Source organism: Bacillus sp. MUM 116, assembly GCF_001866655.1.
Lineage (GTDB): Bacteria > Bacillota > Bacilli > Bacillales > Cytobacillaceae > Neobacillus.
Window position 1 is genome coordinate 65,471 of record NZ_MLYR01000018.1, and the last position, 20,478, is coordinate 85,948.

The following is a 20,478-nucleotide window of genomic DNA, read 5'->3' on the forward strand; positions in this document are numbered from 1 at the left end:
ATGGCATATCTTCCAGCGACCTTGTTTGAAATAACAAACAACTGGATTTATAATAATGGTTAGGTTATTTTTAAGATTATTCCAGGTGTGGATTTCTAACATTTAAAGTTGTTACCTGGTTTTAGTATAAACAAGGTAAGGAGTTGCTCGTTTTGAAAAAGGTATTAACTTATGGAACCTTTGATTTATTGCATATTGGTCATATTAACATTTTAAAGAGAGCAAAAGAATTAGGGGATTTTCTTATTGTAGGATTATCAACTGATCAATTTAATATTGAAAAACATAAAGAAGCTTACCATAATTATGAGGATCGGAAACTAATTCTTGAATCCATTCGTTATGTGGATTTAGTTATACCAGAATATAGCTGGGACCAAAAGACTTTAGATGTTAATGAACATGATATTGATATCTTTGTGATGGGCGATGACTGGAAGGGCCGATTTGATTTCCTTAAGGAGTATTGTGAAGTGATATACTTGCCGCGCACAAGTGGCATCTCCACATCAAAAATTAAGTCAGACTTGCATAGTGTGAAAAATGGTTAGAGAAATAATTATATCTATTTACTTGCTTCTGTTTAAATGTCTATTTGCCCTTTGCAATTTACTCCCTTTAAAGAATAAGGTCACGTTTGTCGTTTCATTCGGTGATAACAGTAAATATGTTTATCAAGAAATGTGCAATCAAAAGATTCCATTTGAAACAGTTTTTTTATGCAAAGGACTATCTAAGCGGCACTTCCTGAGCTATAGAAATATCAAACTATTAACATTTGAATCGATTAATGTAATAGATACATGTAAATCTATTTATCATTTAGCGACTTCTAAATATATTATTATTGATAATTATTTTGGTTTTTTAGCTGTAACAAATTTTAAGCATGATGTAGAATGTATTCAATTGTGGCATGCAGCTGGTGCCATTAAGAAATTTGGGTTAGAGGATCAGTCAATCGGTACGCGAAGTAAAAGAGCAAACGAACGATTTTTACAAGTTTATGAAAAGTTCCATAAAGTTGTGGTAGGATCAGATGCAATGGCCGCAATTTTTAAAAATGCTTTTAACCTGGACGATCAAAATATATTAAGAACGGGGATTCCCCGCAGCGATTTTTTTTATGACGTAAAGCTTAGAAATGATATCATTTTACAATTAATAAGCGAAAATGAAGACATTAAATATAAAAAGGTTATTTTGTATGCTCCAACCTTTCGGGATGGACAATTGGATCAATTCAAGCTTCATCTTGATATAGAAAAGATGTACCATAAATTGCGTGATCATTACATTGTCCTGCTGAGATTACATCCTGCAGTCAAAAATACAACAGATTTCGGTAAGAATTATCCCGGATTTGTTTATGATTATTCATCACCAAAGGTAAATATAAATGAACTCTTACTTGTTACAGATATTCTTATCTCGGACTATTCCTCAATTCCTTACGAATTTTCTTTATTGAATAAGCCGATGATATTCTTTGCATATGATTTATTACAATATAAGAAGGAAAGGGGACTTTGGGATGATTTTCAAGAAATAGTCCCTGGTCCAGTAGTTTATAATACTGAAGAGATCATCAATATCATTTTAGAAAATAAATTTGATTTAGAAAAAATAAAGGAATTTTCAAAAAAATGGAATAAATATTCCAAAGGAAAATCTAGTGAAAATTTAGTTCATTATCTTTTTATGGAAGAAAAAATGTTGAATCTGGATCAACAGAAAGCCTTATAAAATGATTACAATCCGATTAATTATGAATGAATAGAATTTTTATTTGATTTATGATACACTGGTTGGTGTTTCGAGGCACCTGGTATCAAAGGATACGTTTTGTTATTATATCTTTAAGGAAGGATCTATAACATGAATTCAATGTTTACGGTCATAAGGGAACAGATTAATAGTTTTTATCTTATTCGCAGACTATCCCTTTTCGAATTAAAAAGTACAAATAATAGTCATTACTTGGGCATGCTATGGGAAATCCTTAATCCAATGATACAAATTGGGATTTATTGGTTTGTTTTTGGCTACGGTATTCGTAACGGCAGATCAGTTGATGGAACTCCCTATTTTTATTGGATGCTTGCTGGGATTTCAGTTTGGTTTTTTGTAAGTCCTGCATTTATGGAAGCTTCAAAGTCGATTTATACTAGGATAGCCCTTATTGCTAAAATGAGTTTTCCAATGAGCGTAATTCCTACTTATGTTATTATCTCGAAGTTTTATCAGCATTTGCTATTACTTGTCATCATCTCGGCTATTTTTCAATTCTCAGGATTTCCAATCTCGATTTTTTATTTGCAAATCCCATACTTTATGTTTGCAACCATCATGTTAGTGGTCTCGGTATCGTTAATTACCTCAACACTAGCCGTAATTGTTCGAGATGTGCAAATGATCGTACAGGCAATTGTGAGAATGCTGTTGTATTTAACTCCGATATTATGGACACCTGACAAATTACAGTCTGTTATTCATAATCTTATGAAGCTCAACCCTCTTTATTACATTACTGAAGGGTACCGAGCTGCATTATTTGGACACTCATGGTATTTTATTGATCATATGAAGTATTCATTATACTTCTGGGGGCTTGTCCTTGTTTTATTATTTATTGGGTCCATGCTTCATTTGAAATTTAGAAATCAATTTGTCGATTACTTATAAAAGTGGAAGTGATTTAATCATGAAAACTGTTACTGTTGAAAATGTATCTAAAAATTATAAAATGTATAATCGAACGTCCGATAAGCTATTAGATATCATTTTACCAGGTGGATATGGCGAAGATTTTTTTGCTTTACAAAATATCAGCTTTACTGCTGAAAAAGGCGACGTTATTGGATTAATAGGTGTGAACGGTTCCGGTAAATCAACACTTTCCAATATAATTGCTGGAGTTGTTCCTCCTACAACTGGCACTGTTGAAACAGTCGGCCAAACAGCTTTGATAGCGATTGCTGCAGGGTTGAACAATAATTTGACAGGCAGAGAGAATATAGAATTAAAATGTTTAATGCTTGGCTTCAGTAAGAAGGAAATTCGTCAATTGGAGCCTGAAATTATTGACTTTTCCGAGTTAGGGAGATTCATTGATCAGCCTGTTAAAACCTATTCAAGCGGGATGAAGTCCCGTCTTGGTTTTGCTATTTCGGTAACAGTTGACCCGGATATTCTTATCATTGACGAGGCATTATCTGTTGGCGACCAAGCTTTTGCTGAAAAATCCAGACAAAAAATGGAGAGCTTTAAGCAAAAAGGGAAAACAATCTTTTTTGTCAGCCATGCAATTGGACAAATTAAGGAATTTTGTGAGAAAGCTCTGTGGCTGGAATACGGCCAAATCCGAGCATTCGGTTCAACTGAAGAAGTGGTTCCACTATACGAAAAGTTTCTAAAAGAATATAAAGCAATGTCTAAAGAAGAGCAGCAAAGATTTAGGGAAAATGCTATGCAAAGGCAAGGACGCCTTACATTAAGTCCCGCAAAATAGGAAATAGACACCTGTTACATTTGTAACGGGTGTTTTATTCGAAGATAATAATGTATAAAATGAAAATACCACGGCCTTTTGGGCTGTGGTATTTTCATTTTGTGGAGAGAGGAATATTCTTATAGAGCTCTTTTTTGATAAATACCAATTTTCTTAATGGTTGACTAGGACTAAAACAGGTGCATATTGGATACTTTACCCGATTTTTCTACCCTAGAAAGGTTTTTCCAAAATACTATTTAAATCTATCTATGAATAAGAGATAATAATAGTATTGTAGAAAATTGCAGTTTAATAGAAGGTTTTGGCGAAAAATGGTTCAAAAAACTACAGAGGTGTTAAACAATGAAAGGATTCGGGAAAATTGTTCTTTTATCGACAAGTTTGGTCTTTAGTGGGACTATAACCCCTTTATCACCATATAGTGTGGCAAAGGCTGAAGCAGCAGGTACCTTAAAGCTTGCAAATATCAGTTATCAAACGACTGCAAATGTTAATTTAACGACAGGGCCTGCTACGAAAAGCAAATTCGTTACAACGATTCCAAAAACAAAAACTGTCACTGCTTTTGAACAAACAGGTAATTGGTTTAAGGTTTCTTTTCAATATTCTTCAAAAGGGAAAAAAGTCACGAAAATTGGTTGGGTAAGCGGATCTTATTTAAAAAAAATCACACCTGCTGCACCTCCTCAAACAACTACAGTTAAATTTAAACAAACGACTTATCAAACGACAGAAAGTCTGAATCTTCGGTCAGGTGCAGGGGTAAAATATAAAGTCTTACAGACCATTCCAAAAGGAAAGACAATTACAAGTGATGAGAAATCGGGAACTTGGTACAAGGTGGTTTATACATACAGTTCAAAAGGCAAAATGACAAAGGTTACCGGCTGGGTAAGCGGATCTTTATTAAAAGAATTTTACCAAGCTTCTAGCATAACGGGTACATATTATTTTACAAAAACGACCGCAAATCTTTATTCAAGTGCTGACACCCGGAAGAAAGCGATTGGCCAGATTGCCGGAGGCAACGGTTTTCTTATCTCTAGCAAGGTGATAAACAGCATAGGGGAAACATGGTATCAAATTACTTATAACGAAAAAACGGTATATATCAACAGTAATGATGTATATAAAGCTGCAATTAATAATTTTTCAACGACTGATTTTCAAGCTAATAAAGAAACCAGCCTCTATTCGTCCGTTGGAAAAGCTTTTTCGAAAGTCATGCAGATACCTAATGGTGCCTTTATTTCAATTAGCCAACAAGTTGATGATTGGTATGCAGTTTCCTATAATGGGAAATCCGGATTCGTATATTCAAAGGATTTTACAAAGTACATTCTTCCTGAAGAAGAACAGATGGATCAAGCAACAGATTATCTGGCAGTGACAGACGTGGTTTTAAGAGTGTATCCTGATGACTCTTCTAATCTACTATCAACGATTTCCAAAGGCTCAAAGCTTTCTCCTTCGCTAAAAACATCGAATAATTGGTATAAGGTGACTTATAACGGAATGACTGGTTATATCAATGGAACCTATTTACAACAGGTTGAGGATCTTCCACCTGCAAAAGATGAGACAAGTGAGGTACCGATAGCAAAGGCAACCTATTTCATTTTAGCGGATGTAAATATGAGGCAGTCAAGCGACACTGGGTCAACGATTCTATCAGTTATTCCGAAAAGAAGTATTGTGATTCCAACTAGTAAGACTTCCGACGGCTGGTTTAAGGTATCCTTTAATGGAAAAACAGGCTATGTTTATGGAACTTATCTACAACTAGTAATAACAGGTGATCCAATGGGAAATCGAGATAGTTACCAATTCATTGACTTAAGAACACAATCTTCGGTAACTCCGAGTCAGATTGACAACTACATTGCCAACTATGAAAAAAACACGGGTAAGACAAGCATTCTTCATGGGAAAGGGAAAATCTTTACTGACACCGGTAAAAAGTACGGGGTAAATGCTTTATATTTGGCCGCTCATGCCATTCATGAAAGTGCGTTTGGAACATCAGCAATATCGAATGCGAAAAATAACCTATTTGGCTTTGGTGCTTATGATGCAGCACCATATATGTCTGCTTATCGTTTTGCAAGTGTTGATTTATGCATTGACTATATTGCCCGTGAAATTAAAGCTACATATTTAAATTCGTCGAATTGGAAGTACAATGGAGCCTATTTAGGTTTTAGTACGAAAACATTATCGAACACCAGAATTGATGCAGCCAGCGAAGGCATGAACTTTTACTATGCCAGTGACCCGAACTGGGGTAAGGCGATCGCCCAGCATATGGAGAATATCTTGCATTATGATAAAACTTTTTACGCAAAAGCAAGTACAAATCCTTCTATCCCACTAAGACCGTCCACTCCTGAAGGCAGTGATGTGTTCCCTGACAATATTGTGGCGATTGCAAAAAGTAATATTGTCCTTGATAGCAATAAAGGAGTGAATGATGCCGTTAAAACAATTAGTAAAGGTTCATCATTCTTTATTTTAGAAAAAACAAATGATTACTGGTTAAGAGTTTTGGTGGATGGCAAAGAGTATTGGACGAATGATATTAAATTTAGTTCTTATACTAGTTATCTTTCCGTTCAAAATTTAGGAAGAGTAACTGCAGCACAATTAAATGTTCGGCCGAACCCGTCAACTAACACTACGCCAATCGGGTATCTATCATTGAATGATTTTGTTCAAATTGTGATGAAAGAGGACGGAACCTTAACGATGGACCCATCTAAAGGCTGGTATCAGATTGTAATGGCAAATGGAACAATAGGCTGGGTGAGTGCAAGTTACCTTTATGCAAAGGATTTTAAATAACTTTATATTATTTTAATAAAAGACTAATAGATTACGAGGTGATGCGATCGCTCCTACTTACGTACGTTCTATTCTTTGAAGAAGTTCTCGTTACAAAGCGGGAATAGAAAAAGTTGTAAAAGGAAGAGAGAGAAAAGGAAGTGTATGGAATGAAAAATATGGGGAAGGCAATTTTTTTATCAACGGGACTGCTGATTGGAAGCGAAATAGCTGTTCCGTTCGCACCAAACAGTATCGGACATGTTGAAGCAGCAGGGATTGTACAGTTTAAAACTGAGACCTATCAAACAACTGCTAGTTTACGAATGCGGACAGGTGCCGGCACAAAATACAAAACAATTCTTACTATTCCAAAGGGAAAAATGGTTCAATCATCTCAGAAAATAGGAGACTGGTATAAGGTTAGCTACACGTATACATCAAAGGGAAAAAACGTTACCAAAACGGGTTGGACAAGCAGTACTTTTTTAAAGAAACAACCCGTTAGTCTAGTAAAAAATTCGACTCCTAAGACTGTAAAATTTTCAAAAACAAACTATCAAACGATTGGCAATGTAAATCTGCGGACAGGTGCAAGTACGAGCAGCAAGCTTATTATGACAATTACTAAAGGGAAAACGGTCACTTCAAATGAAAAAAGGGGCAAGTGGTATAAAGTATCTTATACCTATACCTCTAAAGGAAAACATTTGACCCAATCCGGCTGGGTCAGTGGCAGTTACTTAAGGGAATACAATCAATATATTAAAACAAGCGGTACATATTATTTTACAAAAAATACAGCGAAACTTTATTCCACTCCTGATTCAAAGAAACAATCTGCAGCAAGCCTTGCCAGCAGCAATGGATTGTATTCTAATGAAAAAGTGGTCAATAGTATTGGACAAACCTGGTATCGCGTATCATTTAATGGAAGGAACCTTTATATCTACAGCGGGGATGTTTATCAATCTGCTGCCAAGACCTTTGTAAAAAAAAATTACCAGGTAAAGGAAAGTACATATGTTTACTCCTCTTATGGAAGTGCTTATAAGCATTTAATCAGCATTCCAAAAGGGGCAATTGTTTCCACGACTAAGAGTGTTGGCGGTTGGTATGAAGTAATATATAAGGGGAAAAAGGGGTATGTTCCTAGTTCCAAGCTTCAAACACCACCCAAAACACCAGTTATTAATAATGTTACTGAGGAAATTCCGTCAAAACCGCCGGTTATAAATAACGTGACTGAGGAAAATCCGCCAACAACCAATTCCGCAGACACATCTGAAGCAAATACAGTAGTAAAAACTTATTTAGTCATTGCGGATTTAAATTTACGAAAATCTGCCAATACATCATCCGAACGGCTTGCTGTTATACCAAATGGAACAACGGTTAAATCTGAAAAGGATCCTGAAGATGGGTGGTATCAGGTATCCTATAATGGCCTAAAGGGTTATGTATATGGAGCCTATTTAAAAGAATACACACAAAATGCGGATTACCGGTTTATTGATTTGCGTACAAAGTCTTCCGTAACTGCCGCGCAAATTGATCGCTATATTGCCGCTAATGTAAATGGGCGCGCCAGTGTATTGCTTAATTCGGGAAAATACTTTATATCTGCAGAAAATAAATTTGGTGTTAATGCTCTTTACCTGGCTGCTCATGCGATTCACGAAAGCGCATTTGGGACATCGAATATTTCATTAGGGAAAAATAATTTATTTGGTTATGGCGCTTATGATGCTGCCCCATTCTTTGGAGCCTATCATTTTCCATCGGTCGAAGCCTGCATTAATTATGTGGCCCAAAAAATGAAAGCCGATTATTTAAATCCAAATGGCACCCATTTTGAAGGGGCGTTCCTTGGTTATCGGACAAATGATAAAAATGGGGTAAGAATTACAAATCAAAGCATTGGCATGAATTACTGGTATGCCAGTGACCCAAATTGGGGGGGTGGCATTGCCCGGCATATGGACAATATCATGGCATTTAACAAGAACTCTTATGATAATGTGGCAATCAACACTTATGTTCCTGCAACACCTGGAATCCCAGATGGAAGCGATAAACTCCCTGATAACATTCAAGTAATCGCCAAACAAGATTTATCCAGTGTGATTAAAAAGGGCACTACCTTTATCATGCTCGAAAAAACAAATAATTATCGAGTAAAAGTGCTTATAAATAATAGTCAGTTTTGGCTTGATAATATTCGTTTTTCAGTATATAAGGACTATATTTCTGTTCTCAATTTGGGAAGGGTCACCACATCGACGCTGAATGTACGTTCTGGCCCATCGACTTCCAATGGGAATATTGACTACCTTAATTTAAATCAATACGTCCAATTAGCATTAGACGACAATAAAAATATTATCACTGATAGCACAAAGAATTGGTATCAAGTGAAATTGGAGAATGGCAAAATGGGCTGGGTAAGTAAATCCTATATCGCCAGAGAACTGAATTAAACAAAAAGCTGATAGGCATCATTTTTGATGTTATCAGCTTTTTTATTTTGATTTAGAAGAATATAAAAACAGGACCGTTGTGTTTAAAACGGATTCGCGAAATTTAATTCCAATTTAAAAACCTAAAATCGAGAGCTGTGCTTAGCTTCCGTTTTAGGTTTTTTCTTTTTAGGAATGCAAATAGTAATAGGAGTACTTGTAAAGAAACTGGAGGTGTTAGAAAATCGTTTGTCGAATTGTGTTTATTTATATTATTTTACAGCCTGTTCTTGATCTTTTTACATCATTATCACTTCGGCTTTTAGGACATGATTTTACCTTGGGCTTATTGATTCGTTTTGCTTTTCTCGTTTTTATGGGGTTATATGCGATTGTCTTTTCAAAATGGGTGAGAAGTTATTTCCTTTTGCTGGCTGCATTTTTAATAATTCATTTACTGGTCAACCATCCTCTGAAGCCGGTATTTTCATTTTCAACTGAAATGAAATATCTTGTGAAGCTCGTTTATTTTAATGTGGTACTTCTATTTTATTTTGTTCTTTTTCGGCGTGTAGAAGGTTCCAAGAGACAAAAGGTGCTTGATTCTATTGTCATCTCCATGACGATCATTGGGGGGGGAATGGTTATTTCAGGCCTAACCGGCACCGCCTTTAATAGTTATTCATGGGAAAAGGTAGGCCATGTCGGCTGGTTTTATGCCGGGAATGAGATTGGGGCCATCTTGGCAATGGGATTTCCTGTGGTGGTCCTCGCAGCTTTACAAAAATCGAATTGGACCTGGATTTCAGTGGTCTTCCTGATATACTCGTTGTTTGCTTTAGGGACAAAGGTGGGATTTGGAGCAATGGTCATTGTGTTGATTTTTGCGTTGTTGATGTCCCTATATAGTTTAGCTAAAGAACGGAACGGATGGATGCGGCCGACTATGTTAACTGCACTCTTTATCGGATCGCTATGCTATTTTCCTTTTTCATCACTAGCCCAAAATATGAATATGCATCTAAACTGGTTGGAATCGAATCAATTACAGGCAATGGAGGAGGTTAAATCAAATACCCATGATATACAAGTGGATAATCTGATGCTGAGCGGCAGGGAGAATTTCCTTTCCGTGCAGAAACACTATTTTAATGAAGCTCCCATTTTGCAAAAACTGTTTGGGATGGGATACGGAGGGAATTATCAAAAGCAGCCAAAGATGATTGAAATGGATTTCTATGATGTTTTTTATTCGTTAGGAATCATCGGGTTTATTTTATACTTTATCCCGCTTGCTTGGATACTAATCCGAACCGTACGGCATACACTGAGCTATTTTCCGGAGAGTTTTTCGATAAGAACAGTTTTAATTGCCTTAGGTGCCGTTCTTGGATTGGGCATTGCGTTTACTGCGGGACACGTCCTAACGGCACCTGGGGTAAGTGTTTATTTAGGCTTACTGCTGGCTTATTTAATGAATGTTGTAGAGAATTCAAGTGGAATACGGAGTAGCTAGGGAACTTGCCAATGGGCAAGCTCCCTTTTAGGTCTGTTTTCTCCTTTTTATGATTTGCAGTAATCCGAGAATCTCCTGACATCTTAATAAAAGTGCTGAACCTGTAAATAAACCAAATGTAATCAACGTAATAAAGATTAAATGAAGAATCGGGTTTATTGCAGGCAAAAGCAAAACAGAAAATCTTGAGAGGAGAAAGATAACTCCAAAAAGGATGAGTAATTTTCCGAAGCTTTTCATAAAAGAAAGCTTTGCTGTTTTTTCAATTTGAACATGCCTGGGTAAATAGAAAAATAATAATAGGGTTTGAAAAAGCATCGCAATCGCGGTGGCAAGGGCAATTCCCCCGACACCGATAAAATGAGCTAAAATAATGCTCAATAAGATGTTCAATCCAACCGCGAGGATGCTGCACGTCATCGTCACCTTTGTTTCTTTTAAAGCTACAAAACAACGATTTAAATACTCTTTTAAAGCCATAAAGATCATTCCAAATGTATAAAAGAAAAATGCCTGTTTCGTCATCAATGCTGCCGTTTCATCAAAAGCTCCTCTTTTAAAAGCAAGTTCAACCAGGATTCTGCTCTCTACCAGCATCACGACCGCAATCGGGATGGCGGCAAAGGTAATCAGGGAAATCCCTTTGAATACCCAATGGACAAATTCTGTGCCTTTTTTAACGGCTGAATCCACGACAGACGGAAAGATGACGGTAATCAGGGATAATAAAAGAATGCTAAGAGGCAGGTACATTAATTTATTAGCATAGTTTAAAGCGGAAACGCTGCCTTCAGGTAGTCTTGAAGCCACCATTCGGTCCACTACTGCATTAATTTGATAGGCCCCGGATGCAATGATAATCGGTGAAAACAATCTAAGCGTACTGAATATTTGGTTTTGATATGTTTTAAAGGCAAAATTGATGTGAAAAACCTGATATTTTTTTATAAAAGGATAAAGAATAAAAAATTGGCTGACGGATCCAAGCAGTGTCGCCACAGCAACACCATAAATTCCATATTGTTTTGTCAAAAAAATGATTGTGATAATCACAAAAAGATTTTGTGGAATCGCAATAAAGGCGGGTGGAGCAAAAACTTTTTCATATTCAAGAATTCCCGTCATAAGGGCTGAAAGCACAAAAAAACAAAAGCTTGGCAGCATGATCATCGTTAATTGATTGGTAAGTACGGTTTGTTGTGAGTTGAAACCGGGCGCAATCAGTTTTGTCATCATGGGCGTTGCTATGTAGAATACGAACGTCAGAATGATTGACAAGCTGATAAAGAGTGTTGCTAAGACGCTAATGATGCTCCGTGCCTCTTGATGGCTTTTTTCCTTAGCTTCTGCGTAAATCGGCGCAATTCCGCTTGTAATCGCCATGCCGAGAGCAGCAAACAGCAGAACAGGAATAATTGAAGCAACAAAAAAAGCATCAGTGATGGTGGATGCGCCAAAATAAGCAGCCATCAGCAAGTCACGGCCGAATCCGAGCATCTTGCTGACAATCGCAATTAAAGTTATAATTCCAACAGATTTAATCATTTTCATAAAAGTCACCGTCTTTTAGTTGCCAAATGGGTCATTACCCATTATGGTCAATAATGGAGCAGGTTATATGTTTAGGTTAGGCTCTTTTCGTAAACTTTGTTGCTTTTGGACCTTAATAAGGGTCAAATACTTAAGTTTCTAGGCAATTTTCGCAAATGTTCATACGAAAAGATGCCTCGAAGTATTTAGTTATACGGGTTGATGATGATTTATACGAAAAACAATAATCTATGCGAAAATAGCCTTAGGTTATGAAAGAATGAGGATTATATATGAAAAATACCGTGAATATACTAGGAATCAATTTTTTGAATAAAGGTTTTAATGAAGTTGTTGAATTGTTATCGGATCGGATTATTAAGGGTGTTAAAACGTTTGTCGTGACCGCGAATCCGGAAATTGTGATGTATGCACGAGAGGATCGTGACTACCAGAAGATTGTCCAGGAAGCCGATTATGTTGTCCCAGATGGGGCCGGAATTATTTTAGCTGCGAAAATTTTGAATACTCCGCTTCAGGAAAGAGTTACGGGTTATGACTTGACGGTAAGGCTCTTGGAGCTTTCGAATCAGAATGCATGGCGAGTTTACTTATTGGGGGGGAAGGAAGAAACAAATCAGAAAGCAGTCGCCAATATTTGCAAGCAGTATCCTAATCTGGTAATGGCCGGCTCGCACAATGGTTATTTTAAAGGGGAAGAGAATCGGATTGCTGATGAAATCAATGCGGCAAATGCTGATATTGTGTTTGTTGCGATAGGCTTTCCAAGGCAGGAAAAGTGGATTTCAGCCCACTATTCTTCATTTTCTAAAGGGATATTTATGGGCGTTGGCGGCAGCATTGATGTTCTTGCGGGTGAGGTTAATCGTGCCCCTGAGGTTTGGCAGAAACTGAACTTGGAATGGTTTTACCGGCTCGTGAAACAACCATCCCGCTGGAGGAGAATGCTTGCACTGCCAAGGTTTTTGAGGGAGATTTTGAAGACAAAAAGGTAATCTTGAGCGAATTTGGAAATACTCCTCTCTAGTCGACCGAGGTAACATTTTTTTTACAAGAATGGTCGCATAGAATGCCCTATCTCCATTCGCAACCCCCTCCTATTCAAAAGATCCCCCCATTGGATAAATCTAACGCACATGATTTTCACCCCAAATGGTAATAAACAATAATAGACGAAACTTTTATCGAAAAAAGTCGTCAATTTTATTGAACCAGAAGGTGAAAAGGGTGAAGGTGCTTCATTTAAATGCCGGAACAGAAACCGGCGGGGGAATGGTTCATATTCTTGATCTGCTTGAAAATGTTCAAGAGACCGAAATCATTTTAGGGCTTTTTGAAAAGGGGCTTATGTATGAGAAGGCATTAGATAAAGGAATCAAAGTTGTACTTTTTCACCAAAAATCAAAATGGGATCTTACGCTTCACAAAAAAATCATATCATTAATTGACCGAGAAATGATTGATATTGTGCACACCCATGGACCGCGGGCCAATTTTTATGGCTGTTTTTTAAAAAGAAAAAGAAAAACGATATACTGGATTACCACTCTACATAGCAACCCCCGTCATGATTTTTTAGGCAGGGGATTGGCTGGGGTTATTTTTACCATACTCCACCTTTGGGCATTGAAGCAGCCGGATCATTTCCTGGCCATCTCAGAACGATTTAAGAGCCTGTTGGTAACAGAAGGGATTGATGAAAATAAAATCACCTCGATTTTTAATGGAATTGATTTTAAAAAGCCTTCGTCCCCAAATAAACTCTCACGCTATGATTTAAACTTTGGTGATCAGGATTTTGTAATGATCATGGTTGCAAGATTGTGCCCGGTAAAAGGTCATTCGATTTTGTTTCACGTTATCAAGGAATTGACACGTTTACATGACAATATCAAATTGCTTGTGGTAGGTACGGGCAGCTTGGAACCAGAACTAAAACAGCTTGTTTCACAGCTGGGAATCGAAAAGCATATTTGCTTTTTAGGACAACGTGAAGATGTTCATGCTTTATTTGAAATCTGCGATGTCAAATTACTTACATCTTTTAGCGAGAGCTTTCCACTGGTCCTGCTAGAAGCGGCGCGTGCGAAAATACCGGTGATCACCTCCGATGTCGGCGGGGTTCGTGAATTAATCTATTCAAAAGAATGCGGCTGGATTGTTCCGGTTAATCAAATTGAACCATTATCCGAGGCGATTAAAGAGGCTATTCTTTACCGAAAAGAGGGTAAATTAAATGAAATGGGCATCAATCTTTACAACCATGCTTCGACACGCTTCACCATTGAAAATTTTCGCAACAGCGTCCTTAATACCTATAAAAAACTCGGATAAAAAAAGGGATCCAGTGCGGATCCCCGTGTAACAAAACTTGGGCAAAAAAAACGGTTTTTTATCATTATCTTTACAAAATGATTTTTTTAGACCAAACCCAAAGCTATGTGCTATAATACACGTTGTAAGAAGAAAAATATGCCTTGGTTCTAAATTTCAGAAAGGGGCATTATATTCATAAGGAGGGTCTTTATGCTTTATTTGACCTTTTTATTATGTTTTTTATGCTCTATTCTTATTACACCAATTATAAAAAAATTGGCCTTTAAAGTTGGAGCAACTGACAACCCGAATCAGCGTAAAGTTCACAAGAAAATTATGCCGCGCTTAGGTGGTTTAGCCATATATGTAAGCTTCATTCTTGGGTTGCTCCTTTTGCACCCAAATAGTCAGTACCATGCAGCGATTGTGGTTGGTAGTATCATTATATTAGCTACAGGTATTTTAGATGATATCTTTGAATTATCGGCAAGAATCAAGTTTTTATTACAAATTGCGGCAGCCCTTATTGTTGTATTTTGGGGCGGTGTCCATGTTGATTTCATTAACTTGCCATTCGGCGGAGAAATAGAATTTGGTGCCATGAGTGTGCCGATTACGGTTATTTGGATTGTTGGTGTTACCAATGCAATCAATTTGATTGACGGGCTGGATGGTTTGGCAGCAGGTGTTTCATCGATTGCCTTAATCACTATTTCTGCAATGGCGATTGTGATGGGGGATTTTTATACCATGACGATGGGCGCCATACTGCTTGCAAGTACATTAGGATTTCTTATTTTCAATTTCCATCCCGCGAAGATTTTCATGGGAGATACAGGAGCTCTTTTCCTAGGGTATATGATCGCTGTTCTTTCTTTATTAGGTTTTAAAAACGTAACGTTCATTTCCTTTGTTGTTCCTGTCATCATTTTAGGTGTTCCAATTTCAGATACATTCTTTGCGATAGTGCGTCGCCTTTATAATAAAAATCCGTTATCTGCCCCGGATAAGTCACACTTGCACCATTGTTTACTTAAATTGGGCTTTACCCATCGACAAACAGTTTTGCTAATTTATGCGATGAGTGCAATGTTTGGTTTAGCGGCGGTTATTTTTACGATGACAACTTTTTGGGGATCATTCTTATTGATAGCCATCATATTGTTGGCGATTGAACTGATTGTGGAGAGTATCGGCTTAATTAATTCAAACTACAAACCATTGCTTAAAATCGTACAGGTATTAGCGAGAAACCGGCAATAACGAAAGGACCTTTTGTGGAAGGTCCTTTTATTATGAAAAATAGAACATATAAGAACCCGACTGATTTTTTCAGCCGGGTTCTTTCCATTATTGACTTATTGCCGAAGTCCCACTGGAAGTCGTGCTCGTTTTTCCAAGCAGATGATTTTTCAGGATTAACTTCGTTTCATCTAATGAAGCTTGATCTAATTGGTAATAATAAATTCCGTTAATCCTTGAATCGGAACCTTTCAAGTTAAGTGATTCGGTATCTAAGCCGCCTGCCTGAATATAGTTAAGGAATGATAACATTTGGTCAAAGGTTAAATCTGTTTCCATGTTTCTACCTATCGCTTCAATCACCTTTGAATAATTGGCCACTGATTTTACAGAAGTTGCTTGAGAAAGAATCGCCTTCATAATTTCTTGTTGACGTTTTCCGCGGTAAATATCACTGTCATAATGTCTTGTTCTCGCTAAAGCAAGTGCTTGTTCTCCGTCTAAATGCTGCATCCCTTTTTCTAAGGTAATGGCACCCTTACGATCTTGTGAATCCTGCTCCGTAAAGGTATACGGCACATTCACATCAATTCCGCCAAGGGCATCAATGATATCCATAAAGGCATTGAAGTTCATTTTTACATAATAATTAATCGGCATATCAAGCAACTCTTCAACAGTATCAAGTGTAAGCTTTACGCCGCCATAGGCATGGGCATGAGTGATTTTCGTGTAAATATTCTTTTCAGGGATATGAACATAGGAATCGCGGGGGATGCTAAGAAGCTTGATGGATTTATCTTTTTTATTAAAAGTTGCAACCATCAAAGCATCAGAACGCGGATTGCCTTCTTTACGTTTCTTACTGTCGTCGACCCCAATGAATAGAATCGAAGTGTTTTCAACGGGAACATTTTTAAATACCCGTTTGGATTCCCGTTCAATCGGTTTGTATGATTTATTCATCACCGATTCTGCCTTGTTGAAGAGGAAAGTAGCATAGGCTGCACCACCTAAACCAATTACTAAAATAGGTAATAAGATCAAAGTTAAAAGCCTCTTTCGTTTCTTCTTATTATTTTTATTTAAACGGTCCTGTCTCTTTTCAGACATAGATAATCTCCTTTACATTGTAAATTACTGTATAAAAAACACACTAAACCAAGATTAATTCTATAATATTTTAGTAGATTGGTAAAATGAAATTTTTTGTAATCATAAATTTTATGTAGGATATTGTTGGGATTTGCAAAAAAATGTATAAAAAATAAAACGGCTCCATCAAATCGGCCGTTTTATACGTCTTCCTCCAGATACAGCATCTCACCTTCGCTGATTTTCCCTTGTCCATTAGTCATTTCCGTCATCCAAGTGACAAAAGTACTGATTTCACTTTCCTCAACAAATATTTCAAATTCAACATTATCTAAATAATGGATTTCCTTAATGGAATAAACGGAAGAACGCAGTTCGTTTTCCAATTTACCAAGCCAGGTATAATCAACGGTGACATGCATGACTTTCATTAATTTCCGTTCGACCACACCAACAGTCGTAATTCCTTCTGAGGTTGCCTTTCCATAAGCACGAATCAGACCACCGGCCCCCAATTTAATTCCGCCAAAGTAGCGGGTGACGACAACGACTGAATCCTTCAGATTTTTTTTCTTTAATACTTCGAGGATGGGAACACCAGCCGTACCACTTGGTTCGCCATCATCATTGGCTTTTTGAATTTGGTCATTTTCACCAATTAGATAGGCGGAACAATTATGGGTCGCATCCCAATTTCTTTTCTTAATGGTCTGAATAAAATCCTGTGCGTCTGCTTCCGTTTCGACTCTTTTTATATGGGCAATGAAGCGTGACTTTTGGATAACAATTTCATGTTCTCCGGATTCTTTTACCGTATAGTAGCGGGACAGCATATTTACCCTCCTTCAATTTTTCTGAAAAAATGTTTAGTGTAATATAACTTTAATACTAGTGTAACTTTTTTATTGTATAATAAGACAAGTTTATATAGTGTAAACCTGTTCAGACTTATTTTTATTAGTAAGAAAGTTATAGGCATAGTACCCTTATTATACAACTTTTTTATGAAATTTGAGGAAGCAGTTAACTTCAAATTTCTATATTAATACAATTTAAGGTAAAATATGTTAAAAAACCTTTGTTCCAAGGATAGTAAAGCAGGTTTACAAGCTTCTTAATGGAGGCATTTTTATGAAAATGAAAAAAATAAATATGAAGTCAATTGATGAAATTCGGGAAAAAATGATTGAAACCGTGACTTCGAGTAAAACGGATATTTTTCAAATTGAAGAGCAATGCCGCCAGGATTATGACAATATGATAGATGAGTTAAAGAGTATCAAGCATTTGGTGGAGAAGCTCTCGGGTGAAGGCGACTCCCTTGAGGGTCAAGTCCGTCAGGCTCGTGCAAGACTTTCTGAAGTAAGCATGAATATAAAGCGTTATTCAGAGGGAGAAGTCCGGGAAGCGTATGAAAAAGCGCACCAGCTTCAAATGGACCTCACCATCAATTGGCAATATAAAAAGCAGTTATTGGATAAAAGAGATGACCTTGAGCGGAGGCTGCTTGCGCTTGATGATACCATTGACCGGGCAGAACATTTGATTTCGCAAATTTCTGTTGTAATGAATTATTTAATGAGTGAAATGGGTGTAGCGCTTGAGGACGCAAAAGCGAAGCAGGACTTCGGATTGAAAATTATTGAAGCTCAGGAAGAAGAAAGGAAACGGCTGTCCCGGGAAATTCACGATGGTCCGGCGCAAATGCTGGCGAATGTGATTATGCGCTCAGATTTAATTGATCGGGTGTACAGGGAGAGCGGACCGGACGAGGCTATTTCAGAGATTCATAGTTTTAAAAAAATGGTTCGTTCTGCTCTTTACGAGGTTCGTAGAATTATTTACGATCTTCGGCCTATGGCGCTGGATGATTTAGGTTTGGTTCCTACCCTCAGAAAATATCTGCTTACCATCGAAGAATATCATAATCACTCAAAAATTGATTTTGTGAATATTGGACTAGAACATCGCCTGCCGGCTAAGTACGAGGTCGCATTATTCCGAATGATTCAAGAGTCGGTTCAGAATGCACTGAAACACGCAAATGCATGTGAGATAAAGGTAAAACTTGAAATGACCAAGACAGCCATTACCGTTCAGATTAAGGATAACGGGGTTGGATTTGATACCACCCAGAAAAAACCTGAGTCCTTTGGGATTATTGGGATGAACGAGCGGGTCGACTTGCTGGATGGCGAACTCATGGTTGAATCAAAAGTTGGTAAAGGAACCACTGTTACCATCCATGTTCCATTGCCGGAATCATGAGTGGATTGATTTCCAGGAAACAATTAAAAAGAATTTAGTGTATAAATAGCAAAATCTTATTCCGAAGATTAGGGAGGCGAAGAAAATGACGACTAAAATTGCCATTATCGATGATCATCAATTGTTTAGAGAAGGAGTAAAAAGGATTCTTGAATTTGAAAAAACGTTCCAGGTTGTGGCCGAGGGGGATGACGGCACAGAAGCAATTCGTATTGTAAAAGAATTCAATCCGGATGTGGTCATCATGGATATAAACATGCCGAAAATGAACGGAGTGGAAGCAACCAAGGAGCTTGTAGAAAAATACCCAGAAACAAAAATTATCATTTTATCGATTCATGATGATGAAAATTATGTTACACATGCGCTTCAAACCGGTGCGCAAGGGTATCTTTTAAAGGAAATGGATGCCGATGCCCTCATCGATGCAGTTCGCGTCGTTGCGGAAGGCGGCTCATATTTACATCCAAAGGTTACGCATAATCTAGTGAATGAATACCGCCGTTTAACAGCAGGTAAGGTATTTGGCGGCACTTATGTTCAAACAGTGGAAATCCGCCGGCCGCTTCATTTGTTAACGCGCCGTGAATGTGAAGTGCTGCAAATGCTTGCTGATGGGAAAAGCAACCGTGGAATTGGGGAAGCCCTTTTCATTAGCGAAAAGACCGTTAAAAATCATGTCAGCAACATCCTGCAAAAAATGAACGTTAATGACCGTACGCAAGCTGTTGTTGTAGCGATTAAAAACGGCTGGGTAGAAGTTCGGTAATCATAATTGATAAAAAAAGCACGCACGCGTGCTTTTTTATCTTTTGAATAATTTCCGATTTTTTAACCAAACAGGAATTCGAATGGTTAAGCTCATAAGTAATACAATAATAATGAGAACTGAACCAGATTTTTGAGCGATTTGTTGTGCATCTTCCACTAATGCTTCCGATTGGACATACCAAAGATGGACAGGTAAAGTTCCCCCTTCGGATAGCGGATTGAAATCCCACATTTTTCCTGAGGTCCCTGTTCCGCCAGCTAGTAAGATTATGGCGGATTCCCCAAATGCTCTGCAGGCGGCAAGACTAATACCAGTCATGATTCCTGGTAAGGCAGCGGGAATAATAGTGGATAAAATCACTTGCGAATCGGTAAGTCCGAGTGAATAGGCTGCTTCTCTTAATTCCCTGGGCACTGCTTGAATTGCCTCTTCCGTAACGCTAGTAATCACAGGGAGATTTAACAATGAAAGGGTGATTCCAGCACCTAGTATTGTTAAACCAATGTGAAAAACATCCACAAAAAGAACATATCCAAATAGACCAAAAACAATTGACGGTACCGAAGCAAGACTTTCGATCGATGTTCTAATCATTTCGGTAATTCGATTTTTGGGAGCAAATTCAGATAAATAAATCCCTGCTCCAATTCCTACCGGCAGTGAAATAATTAGAGATATGATTAAAACATAGAAAGAGTTGAATAAAAATGGTCCAATCCCGCCTCCTGCATCAATTTCGCTAGGCAATCCAAGCAGAAACTTGAGGTTAATGTGGAAAAGCCCTTTGGATAAAATTTTGAATAAAATATAAACAATAATAGTTAGAATGAGAATGGATAAATACCATAGGAAATGGGTAAATACTTTGTCTAAAAGCTTATTCATGCTTCTTGATTTTTGAGTTTTTTCAGAGAAATAAACCATT

Annotated in this window: 14 protein-coding genes and 2 pseudogenes; 12 read left to right on the forward strand and 4 right to left on the reverse strand. The window is 37.4% G+C overall.

Translation table 11 applies throughout. The features are described 5' to 3' along the window. The first annotated feature begins 152 nt into the window (after positions 1 to 152). From tagD to BIV60_RS04825, 7 genes and pseudogenes are all read left to right on the forward strand, one after another. Positions 153 to 551, forward strand: a complete 399-nt coding sequence (tagD, locus tag BIV60_RS04795; protein WP_071354585.1) for a glycerol-3-phosphate cytidylyltransferase — start codon at positions 153 to 155, stop codon at positions 549 to 551. Continuing rightward, the gene (locus BIV60_RS04800) at positions 544 to 1,746 is read left to right on the forward strand and encodes a CDP-glycerol glycerophosphotransferase family protein (RefSeq protein ID WP_071354586.1); all 1,203 of its coding nucleotides are present in this window, start codon (positions 544 to 546) and stop codon (positions 1,744 to 1,746) included. Before tagD ends, BIV60_RS04800 begins: the two co-directional genes overlap by 8 nt. Before the next feature lie 132 nt (positions 1,747 to 1,878). Further along, complete coding sequence (locus BIV60_RS04805) at positions 1,879 to 2,685, forward strand: ABC transporter permease (RefSeq protein WP_071354587.1); 807 nt, start codon at positions 1,879 to 1,881, stop codon at positions 2,683 to 2,685. Between the two features lie 16 nt (positions 2,686 to 2,701). Continuing rightward, positions 2,702 to 3,481 (forward strand): annotated as a pseudogene (tagH, locus tag BIV60_RS04810) (teichoic acids export ABC transporter ATP-binding subunit TagH); the annotation flags it as partial. A 375-nt stretch (positions 3,482 to 3,856) separates the two neighbouring features. Next, complete coding sequence (locus BIV60_RS04815) at positions 3,857 to 6,355, forward strand: SH3 domain-containing protein (protein ID WP_071354588.1); 2,499 nt, start codon at positions 3,857 to 3,859, stop codon at positions 6,353 to 6,355. Between the two features lie 149 nt (positions 6,356 to 6,504). Continuing rightward, a complete protein-coding gene (locus tag BIV60_RS04820; protein WP_083402101.1) occupies positions 6,505 to 8,814 on the forward strand; it encodes an SH3 domain-containing protein in 2,310 nt (769 codons plus the stop codon). Between the two features lie 295 nt (positions 8,815 to 9,109). Next, positions 9,110 to 10,309 (forward strand): annotated as a pseudogene (locus BIV60_RS04825) (O-antigen ligase family protein); the annotation flags it as partial. Between the two features lie 27 nt (positions 10,310 to 10,336). Here the strand turns inward: BIV60_RS04825 and murJ are convergent. After that, entirely contained in the window at positions 10,337 to 11,860 is a 1,524-nt protein-coding gene (gene murJ / locus BIV60_RS04830) for a murein biosynthesis integral membrane protein MurJ (RefSeq protein ID WP_071354590.1), read from the reverse strand. A 272-nt stretch (positions 11,861 to 12,132) separates the two neighbouring features. Here murJ and BIV60_RS04835 point away from each other — a divergent pair, with 272 nt between their 5' ends. From BIV60_RS04835 to BIV60_RS04845, 3 genes are all read left to right on the forward strand, one after another. Beyond that, the gene (locus BIV60_RS04835) at positions 12,133 to 12,855 is read left to right on the forward strand and encodes a WecB/TagA/CpsF family glycosyltransferase (protein WP_071354591.1); all 723 of its coding nucleotides are present in this window, start codon (positions 12,133 to 12,135) and stop codon (positions 12,853 to 12,855) included. 232 nt (positions 12,856 to 13,087) lie between these two features. After that, a complete protein-coding gene (locus BIV60_RS04840; RefSeq protein WP_071354592.1) occupies positions 13,088 to 14,194 on the forward strand; it encodes a glycosyltransferase in 1,107 nt (368 codons plus the stop codon). 192 nt (positions 14,195 to 14,386) lie between these two features. Further along, on the forward strand, positions 14,387 to 15,439 hold the full coding sequence (locus BIV60_RS04845) for a glycosyltransferase family 4 protein (protein ID WP_071354593.1): 1,053 nt from the start codon (positions 14,387 to 14,389) through the stop codon (positions 15,437 to 15,439). An 87-nt stretch (positions 15,440 to 15,526) separates the two neighbouring features. Here the strand turns inward: BIV60_RS04845 and BIV60_RS04850 are convergent, their stop codons facing one another. Next, positions 15,527 to 16,531, reverse strand: a complete 1,005-nt coding sequence (locus BIV60_RS04850) for an LCP family protein (RefSeq protein WP_071354594.1) — start codon at positions 16,529 to 16,531, stop codon at positions 15,527 to 15,529. Between the two features lie 182 nt (positions 16,532 to 16,713). After that, positions 16,714 to 17,346 carry a YigZ family protein gene (locus BIV60_RS04855; protein ID WP_071354595.1) on the reverse strand — a complete coding sequence of 211 codons (633 nt, stop codon included), beginning with the start codon at positions 17,344 to 17,346 and terminating at the stop codon, positions 16,714 to 16,716. Positions 17,347 to 17,644: 298 nt separating this feature from the next. On the opposite strand from BIV60_RS04855, the gene BIV60_RS04860 reads away from it, so the two are divergent. Beyond that, the gene (locus BIV60_RS04860) at positions 17,645 to 18,781 is read left to right on the forward strand and encodes a sensor histidine kinase (protein ID WP_071354596.1); all 1,137 of its coding nucleotides are present in this window, start codon (positions 17,645 to 17,647) and stop codon (positions 18,779 to 18,781) included. An 85-nt stretch (positions 18,782 to 18,866) separates the two neighbouring features. Continuing rightward, complete coding sequence (locus BIV60_RS04865; protein ID WP_071354597.1) at positions 18,867 to 19,550, forward strand: response regulator; 684 nt, start codon at positions 18,867 to 18,869, stop codon at positions 19,548 to 19,550. Positions 19,551 to 19,586: 36 nt separating this feature from the next. On the opposite strand, the gene pstA is transcribed toward BIV60_RS04865, so the two are convergent. Next, positions 19,587 to 20,477 carry a phosphate ABC transporter permease PstA gene (gene pstA / locus BIV60_RS04870; protein ID WP_071354598.1) on the reverse strand — a complete coding sequence of 297 codons (891 nt, stop codon included), beginning with the start codon at positions 20,475 to 20,477 and terminating at the stop codon, positions 19,587 to 19,589. Between the last annotated feature and the right edge of the window lies 1 nt (position 20,478).

Bases quoted from the DNA above. Each gene is read 5' to 3' on its own strand.
- BIV60_RS04800 (WP_071354586.1), top strand. From the start codon at position 544: ATGGTTAGAGAAATAATTATATCTATTTACTTGCTTCTGTTTAAATGT.
- BIV60_RS04805 (WP_071354587.1), top strand. From the start codon at position 1,879: ATGAATTCAATGTTTACGGTCATAAGGGAACAGATTAATAGTTTTTAT.
- BIV60_RS04815 (WP_071354588.1), top strand. From the start codon at position 3,857: ATGAAAGGATTCGGGAAAATTGTTCTTTTATCGACAAGTTTGGTCTTT.
- BIV60_RS04820 (WP_083402101.1), top strand. From the start codon at position 6,505: ATGAAAAATATGGGGAAGGCAATTTTTTTATCAACGGGACTGCTGATT.
- murJ (WP_071354590.1), bottom strand. From the start codon at position 11,860: ATGAAAATGATTAAATCTGTTGGAATTATAACTTTAATTGCGATTGTC.
- BIV60_RS04835 (WP_071354591.1), top strand. From the start codon at position 12,133: ATGAAAAATACCGTGAATATACTAGGAATCAATTTTTTGAATAAAGGT.
- BIV60_RS04845 (WP_071354593.1), top strand. From the start codon at position 14,387: ATGCTTTATTTGACCTTTTTATTATGTTTTTTATGCTCTATTCTTATT.
- BIV60_RS04850 (WP_071354594.1), bottom strand. From the start codon at position 16,531: ATGTCTGAAAAGAGACAGGACCGTTTAAATAAAAATAATAAGAAGAAA.
- BIV60_RS04855 (WP_071354595.1), bottom strand. From the start codon at position 17,346: ATGCTGTCCCGCTACTATACGGTAAAAGAATCCGGAGAACATGAAATT.
- BIV60_RS04860 (WP_071354596.1), top strand. From the start codon at position 17,645: ATGAAAATGAAAAAAATAAATATGAAGTCAATTGATGAAATTCGGGAA.
- BIV60_RS04865 (WP_071354597.1), top strand. From the start codon at position 18,867: ATGACGACTAAAATTGCCATTATCGATGATCATCAATTGTTTAGAGAA.
- pstA (WP_071354598.1), bottom strand. From the start codon at position 20,477: ATGGTTTATTTCTCTGAAAAAACTCAAAAATCAAGAAGCATGAATAAG.